Below are 7,465 nucleotides of genomic sequence, written 5' to 3' on the forward strand. Positions count from 1 at the left end.
GCCCCCGGTACGGTGGACGCTATGGCCTTACCGGCCGTCCTCTTGGCAGAGCGCGGACACGTTGGCCCCCTGGTCTCCCCTGACGGCTCACCTGTGACAGCTGAGGTCCCCTGGGGGATTGAAGCCAGTTACCTCCCGCCACTCTTCGGGTTGCAGATCCCGGCCGGCGAACCGGCAGGCGAGGTCGAGCCAGGACCGCTCGGTGGCAGCCCATCGCGCTGCCGCCACCTGCCTAGCCCTCTACTTCGCCGCTGTGAGCGCCTACCGGTCAACTTGACCCGGTCCTGAGGGACCGGGCTTGCAGGTAGGGCGCGGCTGGCTGCCGCGTGACCTCCCGCATCCGAGCCACCCGCTGGGCAGGGCCGGGACGCGTGACTCACGCCCCGCATTCCACGCGGTCTCGCCCTTTCGGGCGATGTTGCGGGAAGCATTCAGGTCGGCGTGCGCAACGACGCCACACGACCTGCATTGGAACCGGGCCTGCGAGGGCCCGGTTCCGCTTGTCTGCACGTCCGCACGCGGCACACGTCTGGCTGGTGTACGCCGGGTCGACGAAGACCAGGGGCACGCCGGCACGGCGGGCCTTGTACGCCAGGAACTGCCCGAGCTGGGCGAATGCCCACGAGTGCACCGCGGCCCGTTGGGGCTTTGTGAGCCGTGCCCTCGCACGGATGCCCTTGAGATCTTCCAGGGCGATGCCGCGCGAGGTGCGTTCAGCCTCTGCCACGATGCGTTTGGAGATGACGTGATTGGTGTTGGCGGCGAACCGCCGCTCGCGCCGCGAGCGCTCCTTCAGGCGGCGCTTCGCAGACTTCGTGCCCTTCTTCTGCAGCTTCGCCGCAGCCGCATCTGCCGGGTCCGGTACCGGTTCAGTCTCCGGCCGGCGAGGACGTCGCCGTCAGACGTCGTTCCGATGGTGACGATGCCGAGGTCGACGCCGAGAAGTCCCTCCGGATTCTCGTTGAGGTCGGTCTCGGGAACGTCGCACGTCGCGAGGAGGTAGAACTCTCCGTCGCGTTCGACGAGGTCCGACTCGCCCTGGCGGTACTCGCGCAGCACCTTCAGCTGGTCGGCGGACCCGATGAAGCGCACGCCCTTGAGCCGGCCGGCCGTCGTCCATAGGGAAACGGCCCCTGAATCATGCTGCCAGCCAAGGCACCGGTCGTCGTACGGCTGAGCTGCGCCGGCTCGGAAGGTGATCGGCTTTGACTCGGCCTTCACCCGGCGCTTCGAACACGGCTTGCCCAGGTTGCCGGCTTCGATGTTCGCGTGCAGGGTCGTGTAGGCGTCGCGGACCTTCCTTATGACGTGCTGCGCCGCCTGCGCACCCAGTCCGCGGGCCTTCAGCTCCGCGTACGTGTACTTCCGGAGTTCGTATTCGCGCGGGACGCCGTGCTCGAACGCAATCCTGGAGACCCAGTTCGCGGCGTCGTTGCACTCGAGCAGGGTCGACCGCAGCGCGACTGCCTGCACGGCAGTCGGCCACAGCTTTGCCCGCACGGCGATCTTCACGCGACGAACCGTACCCCTCGACACTGACAACGGACCCGATGTGGGCCGCAGTTGCCCATGTGCCTCAGTGCCAGGTACTGGCAATAGCTGCCGTGCCCGGCCGCTGGAGCACGGAGGGCAGTGAAGCGGCGCCGCTGCGCGGCGCCGTGGTTGAGGAGGCGATTCCTCCCGGGCCTGAAGGCCCGGTGTTCCTCGCCAGAAACAGCTGAACCAGCCCCGACCGAACACCCAATGGCGGCGTACGGGCCCAAGCACGGCGTCGCCGACCCCACATGCGGATGTTGCGCCCGAGCACTAGGCAGTCAAACCGCCGCGTGTTCGCACGCTTGTAGGTTGATGCACGAACGAGTATGCCCACGAGGGGACTCGGGGCTACGGCAGGCGAGTACCCGTTCCGGTGCTACACGCACAGATTTTGTCCGACCGCTTGCCTACCGCGCTTGTGCCTCGGATAATCAAGACTTGAACTTGTCAGGAGCACGCCGAATGCGGCTTTTCGGCGGGCACCCCGTGCCGCACCCCCCTGAAGGCATCCCCTCCCAGGAGGACCGCGTGCGGTTCGAAACGCGCAGCACCACGAGACACGCCGGGCAAACCGGCTCGGCGTCCGGCTTGTTCACGACGGCGGCACCCGCCGCGCCCACAACCCGCACCCACGGCCCCCTTCCCCCTGACGCCGGGGCGGCTCAGCCTCACTCGGCGACAGCGGCGGCCCCAGAGGCAGTACGCCTGCCATTCAGCCGGTGACCAGGAACTGAACACCCAGGGCACCCACGTGCGCTGACACTCCCCGATCCCACACTCCCCCCGGCTGCGTCCGCGCCCGGTCGCGCACCGCCCCGACCGAGCCCGCACTACGCGCGCCGCCACTCCCGTCCGTCCGTCGCCGACGCAAGTCACCGGCAGGCGACGGTCGTTCACGTCACATCCGCAAGCGCTCCCGCGCGCCGCGGCGCACGCGGAGTCTACGCGTGAAGAACGCTTGTCATGAGCACACCTCATTGCGTTCGTCGTCTTCCGGCCCCATGGCAACCGGTTTTCGCTCTCGGGAGGTTTCGTGAGACCCCTCAGATGTCTATCAGCCCTCGCCACGCTGTGCTTCGCGACCGTGCTCAGCCTGACACTGACCGCTCCCGCACAGGCCGCCGGCGCCTCCTACGTCGCCCTCGGTGACTCCTACGCGGCCGGCAACGGAGCCGGCAACTACGACAGTTCGAGCGGTTCCTGCCACCGCAGCTTCAGCGCCTACCCCTACCTGTGGAAGAACGTCCACGCCCCGTCCTCGTTCGCCGACACCTCCTGCTCGGGTGCAGTGACCACGGACGTGACCAACTCCCAGCTCGGTCCGCTGAACTCCGCCACCACGCTGGTCTCCGTCACCATCGGCGGCAACGACGCAGGCTTCTCCGACGTCATGACCACCTGCGTGACCGGATCGGACAGCGACTGCGTCAACCGGGTCAACCAGGCCGAGAGCTACGCCCAGAACACGCTGCCCGCCCGCCTGGACGCCACCTACAACGCGATTCGCACCAAGGCGCCCAATGCCAAGGTCGTCGTGCTCGGCTATCCGCGGATGTACACCCTCGGCGTCTTCTGCGTCGGACTCAGCGACACGAAACACCGCAAGATCGACGAGGCCGCAGACGTCCTCGACAACGTCGTCGCCGGCCGGGCCTCGGCGCACGGCTTCGTCTTCGGCGACGTCCGCTCCACCTTCAACGGGCACGAACTGTGTTCCGGCGACGACTGGCTGCACTCCCTGGTGGTCTCCCCGAGCTGGGAGTCCTACCACCCCAGCGCCACCGGCCACGCATCCGGCTACTACCCTGTCCTCAACGTCAACAGCTGACCGCTCTCACGAAGAACCGGCACCCACGCCCTGGCCCGCGGCCTTCCGTGGACCAGGGGCCCCTGCCCACGGATCGACTCCGATGCCCCGATGCTCCGCAGCAGCGCAGGCGTCACCTGAGCTTCTCCCATGGCCGCACAGGTCCATCGCGGTCGTCTCGGTACCGCCGCTGAGTGGTGCCCCGTCGGACTTGCGGTGTCCTATGGCCGGGAAGGCGCGCCGAGAGGCCCGTCGGCAGGCAGCGGCCGTGGCAGCCGAGGCGAGGGCGTGAATCAGCTCGGGGTTGAAGCGCCAGCGCCCAACTGCCGCTGGAGCTCCGCGGCCGGGAACGGCGTCTGCTTGCTCTCGGTGAGCAGACGGCGGAAGAAGGAGTCCACGACGACGGTAGGGCGTGCGTGCCGGTCGATGATGGCCGTGATCTCAGCCGGGATGCCGCCAGGTCGCCGGCCCGCGATCCAGTCGTGCAGGAAGACTTCGCGTTCGGTGTCACCGCGGACGCCGTCGAGCAAGTGGTATTGGAGCAGGTGGCTCGCGGTATAGCAGTGGTCGTACGCGAGGTGGTCCGCGAGGAAGTCGGACTCGTCCGCCGAAAGGTCGAAGCGGGAGCTCAGGGCAAGTCCGAAGTCAGCGAAGTAGAGCTGGCGGCCATCGGTCAGGATGTTGTCGAAGTGAGCATCGAAGTGGACAAGTCCGCGAGAACTCATGAAGGCAGCTCCGTCCATCAGAGCTTCCTCCACCCAGCGGAAGGGCGAGCCGTCCCCGCCTACCGGCACGGCGGTTTTGCGGTGGTCGGCCAGCCATCCGGCGAGTGTGTGCGGCACGTGCTCCAGAAAGACCACCAGGCTGTACGAGGACTGGCCGATGGCCTCCAGCCGGTCACGAACGGCGGGTGATCCCTCCCAGTGAGCGACGGCCCCCTCCAGTCCCCCGAACACGTCGGTGAATCCTTCGGGAGGGGAATCAGGCAGAACCCGCCAGTGGTACATCAGGGGGAATCCCGCATACTCGTCGCCGAGAACCCAGTTCGTGGTCATGGTGTGCACGGCAAGCTCGCGCCAGGCACCGAACCCGGCCGAGCCCACCCCGTACTGGTAGAACATCGGCAGTTCGAAGACGTTCGCCGTCGACCGCACATTCTCCGGGCGCAATTCGAGGTCCGTCAAAGGGACCCGCTTGACGAAGACGCGTGTTCCGTTGATGTCCAGCTCTGCCGACCTGCCGCCGATGCCCGACCCGAGGGGGGTAGCGGCGGCCACGGCCTCCCCGAGCCGGTGGTCGCTCAGCAAGGAGAGCTGAGTGCTCACGGTCCCGTAACCAGCCAGGCGCGCGGCGCGCAGCACATCCTGGTCCAGCATCCACGGCTCCTCGGTGCCCGAACCAAGGCTTCGGCAATCCCACGTACGGCACCGACCTTACGCGGAAAAGGTCAGCCACTCTCGGTTCGGCTTCTTCGCTGCGATAGCTGAGACGGAGCGGGAGAACATCCGAGATTCGACGCTGGAGACCGAGGCCCGCAAGGGCAAGTACGGCGGCAGGCCCCCGGTCATCGCGGACGACATGCTGCACACTGTGCTGCGACGCATGGCGCTCGGCGAGTCCGCCGAGCAGATCCAGCCCGACCTGATCATCCCCACCGGCAAGCGCAAGGGACAGAGTCCGTCCGTCGCCAGCACATACCGGGTGCTTGCCGAACACGAGAGGCCCAGCGGCAACGGACCGGCCAATGGCTCCGGGCATGGGAAGCCCGCCTGCCACATCCGGCGTTGCACCCAGGTACAGGCTCCCAGCCGCTCATCCTCCTCGCGGATCTTCAGCACCACCTCGCGGCCGTTCATCAGCCGGAGGCCGTGGACCACGGACACGTTCCCCGCCGTCAACGTGCGCTCGGCAACCGGGGAGCCCAAGTGCTCGATGCACCAGTCGATCACTGCTCGATCGTCGGAGAGTTCAAGCAGGTTCGCGGCGGGGATGGGCCTGGAGCCGTTGAAACCAGATCGGCGGCCTCGCGCCGCAGCGCGCTGATCGACACGGTGACCTGCCTCGGGCTCAGCCCAGCGAAACGTGCCATCCAGGGCGGTCCGATGCCGTCGCAGCAGGGCAGAGTTCAGGGAGTGTCGCTCTGTTCTTGTTGCGGTCGCATGAGGTCAAGGTCATCGCCCCATGCGTCCAGCACCGCACCGTGTCCGGCTTCTCGGGCCGCCGTCTCCACAAGGGCGAAGACGTGTCGTTGCTGGGATAGGTCACCCGTGGCCGAGATGCGGTCCACGGCACGGAGCAGTATGTCGGTGTCCCAGCCCGGCAGCGGGTGCTGGGCGAGTTCCCACTCCAGGTACTTGTTGTAGGGGCGGGGGCGGCGGTCGAGAGCGAAGAGCAGCTCAAGCAGGAACCGGATGCTGTCGGCGGCGTCGAGACGAGCAGCGAGAATCTGGCCGTCCCGATGGTTCTTTACGGAGCGATAGAGCGAGTTGGCATAGGCATCGAGCCAGCGACTTGCGTCCTGGAATGCCTCATCGGCACCCAGACGGGCCTTGTCGGCGAGGATCCGGGCGATGCCTCCGTCGAGTCGGTCGAGCACGGTCTGGGCGCGGGCGAGGGCGTAGCGTTCCCAACCGGGCGTCCCGGCCCGACGGAACTCGGTGAGAGTGACGATGACAAGGTCGAGCTCGGCGCTACGGTGGCCCGCAAACCGGGTCAGATCGGTGCGGGCGTCGTCGGCGACGACCACGTACAGGTCGTGGTCGGAGTACGGGGTCACCATGCCGTCGTGGGCTCGCGACCCTTTGAGGACGAGGCCGACGACGGCTGGATCAGCGGAAGCGAGTTCGACAAAGGCGTCGTAGGTGAGGGGTTGCTGAGCGGCCATGGTGTGGATCTCCGGTGGGGTTTTGACGGGTATGCCTGCTGGGGCGCCCCCGCTACGAGGCACCCGGCACCGTCCGCGGCTGCACGTGGCTGCCGCCCGGAAGATCAACGCACCGCTCGACTCTATCGATTGACCGGCCGTGATGCAGTGCATTCAGGCGATGCCGGAAAGGTCGGCAATGCGCTCGCGCAGCCTTCAGCTTCGACGGACGACCTCACTGGCGTACGCGGCTTTGACGTGCCCGGCTGACCAGGGCGCGGCGGCGGACCTGCCCCCTCCGAGTCGCCGCCGGACAGGACGGCGCGCATGTGAGTGCGGAGGAGTACCTGCTTAGCTGGCCGATCCAGGGCCTGCCGTCCAGCCGGCCGTGGATGTCGAGATCGAAGCCGGCGGTCTCGGCGACACCGACCACGGCGGCCGCCGACTCGACCGGCAGCCGCAGTGCGGGGTCGCGGAACATCGCGCGGTGGTAGCCGATCTGACGGGCGATGCGGACCAGGTTCGGCTGTCCGCGCCAGCCGAGCAGCGGCCGGTTGTGTGCGAGATAGGTGTCAAGCGCGGCCTCAAGGGCTGCTCGGGTCGAGACCTCACTCACCCTGGTCATGCGGTCGACCGGTATGCCCCCAGCGTTGCCGACGCCATTGCTCATCGGCCGCGCAGATGTCCGCAGCGAAGTGGTCGATGAACCGCAGGGCCCATACAAACAGCGGGCCCATGACGTCTTCGGGGATGCGCTGGGTGCGGTTCGCCTGCGGCCGCTGGCCCTGAGGTACTCCCCAGCCGTGCGCCGGCTGATGTCCCATGTTGTCAACTTGACCCGGTCGTGAAGGACCGGGCTTGCAGGAGATCCTGCCAGGAATGCGGCCGCCGTGGCACGGCTCCGGCCGGACCTCTCGGTCAAACGGCCGGTCGGACTCAGATGGGTGGCGCGGGAGTTGTCCAGCACGCCCTTACGGCCCTGGCCGGTGTCGGGCCCGCTGTGAAAGGGCCGCAGGCGAGGAGGAGCGGCTGGCAGGGGTGATCCGGCCTGGACGGGTCGGGAGCGAGAAGTGCGCACCGGGCGTGATGGCCGACCAGCTCCGTCCTGGCTGTCGGGCCGGTTGCGGACCGGCCACTGCAGTCGGCCTCGGGGCTGGTCAGTAGGCGGAGTTGACGTTGTCGATGGAGCCGTAGCGGTGGGCGGCGTAGTTGGCGGCCGCGGTGATGTTGGCCACCGGGTCGGTGACGCTCTTGGCGGT

At 67.8% G+C, this 7,465-nt stretch carries 6 protein-coding genes and 1 pseudogene; 1 reads left to right on the forward strand and 6 read right to left on the reverse strand.

Annotated elements, in window-relative coordinates; translation table 11 throughout:
• Positions 1-261: 261 nt before the first annotated feature.
• A pseudogene (locus ACIBJF_RS37345) lies at positions 262-1,512 on the reverse strand (RNA-guided endonuclease InsQ/TnpB family protein).
• A 1,057-nt stretch (positions 1,513-2,569) separates the two neighbouring features.
• Between ACIBJF_RS37345 and ACIBJF_RS37350 the strand changes: the two are divergent.
• Positions 2,570-3,364, forward strand: coding sequence for an SGNH/GDSL hydrolase family protein (locus ACIBJF_RS37350; protein ID WP_399180666.1), 795 nt, complete (start codon positions 2,570-2,572; stop codon positions 3,362-3,364).
• Between the two features lie 272 nt (positions 3,365-3,636).
• Here the strand turns inward: ACIBJF_RS37350 and ACIBJF_RS37355 are convergent, their stop codons facing one another.
• The 5 genes from ACIBJF_RS37355 to ACIBJF_RS37375 form a co-directional block, all read right to left on the reverse strand.
• Positions 3,637-4,719, reverse strand: a complete 1,083-nt coding sequence (locus ACIBJF_RS37355; protein ID WP_399180667.1) for a protein kinase family protein — start codon at positions 4,717-4,719, stop codon at positions 3,637-3,639.
• A gap of 57 nt (positions 4,720-4,776) precedes the next feature.
• The gene (locus ACIBJF_RS37360) at positions 4,777-5,292 is read right to left on the reverse strand and encodes a hypothetical protein (RefSeq protein WP_399180669.1); all 516 of its coding nucleotides are present in this window, start codon (positions 5,290-5,292) and stop codon (positions 4,777-4,779) included.
• A gap of 176 nt (positions 5,293-5,468) precedes the next feature.
• Positions 5,469-6,227: a hypothetical protein gene (locus ACIBJF_RS37365; RefSeq protein ID WP_399180670.1), complete on the reverse strand. Its 759-nt coding sequence runs from the start codon at positions 6,225-6,227 to the stop codon at positions 5,469-5,471.
• Positions 6,228-6,441: 214 nt separating this feature from the next.
• A complete protein-coding gene (locus tag ACIBJF_RS37370; RefSeq protein ID WP_399180672.1) occupies positions 6,442-6,831 on the reverse strand; it encodes a hypothetical protein in 390 nt (129 codons plus the stop codon).
• Entirely contained in the window at positions 6,815-7,030 is a 216-nt protein-coding gene (locus ACIBJF_RS37375; RefSeq protein ID WP_399180673.1) for a hypothetical protein, read from the reverse strand. Before ACIBJF_RS37375 ends, ACIBJF_RS37370 begins: the two co-directional genes overlap by 17 nt.
• Positions 7,031-7,465: the final 435 nt, after the last annotated feature.

The sequence above is a fragment of the Streptomyces sp. NPDC050743 genome (assembly GCF_044456925.1).
Taxonomy (GTDB): Bacteria; Actinomycetota; Actinomycetes; order Streptomycetales; family Streptomycetaceae; genus Streptomyces.

Coding starts and splice junctions, on each gene's coding strand:
- ACIBJF_RS37375 (WP_399180673.1), bottom strand. CDS start 7,030: ATGGGACATCAGCCGGCGCACGGCTGGGGAGTACCTCAGGGCCAGCGG.
- ACIBJF_RS37355 (WP_399180667.1), bottom strand. CDS start 4,719: ATGCTGGACCAGGATGTGCTGCGCGCCGCGCGCCTGGCTGGTTACGGG.
- ACIBJF_RS37370 (WP_399180672.1), bottom strand. CDS start 6,831: ATGACCAGGGTGAGTGAGGTCTCGACCCGAGCAGCCCTTGAGGCCGCG.
- ACIBJF_RS37365 (WP_399180670.1), bottom strand. CDS start 6,227: ATGGCCGCTCAGCAACCCCTCACCTACGACGCCTTTGTCGAACTCGCT.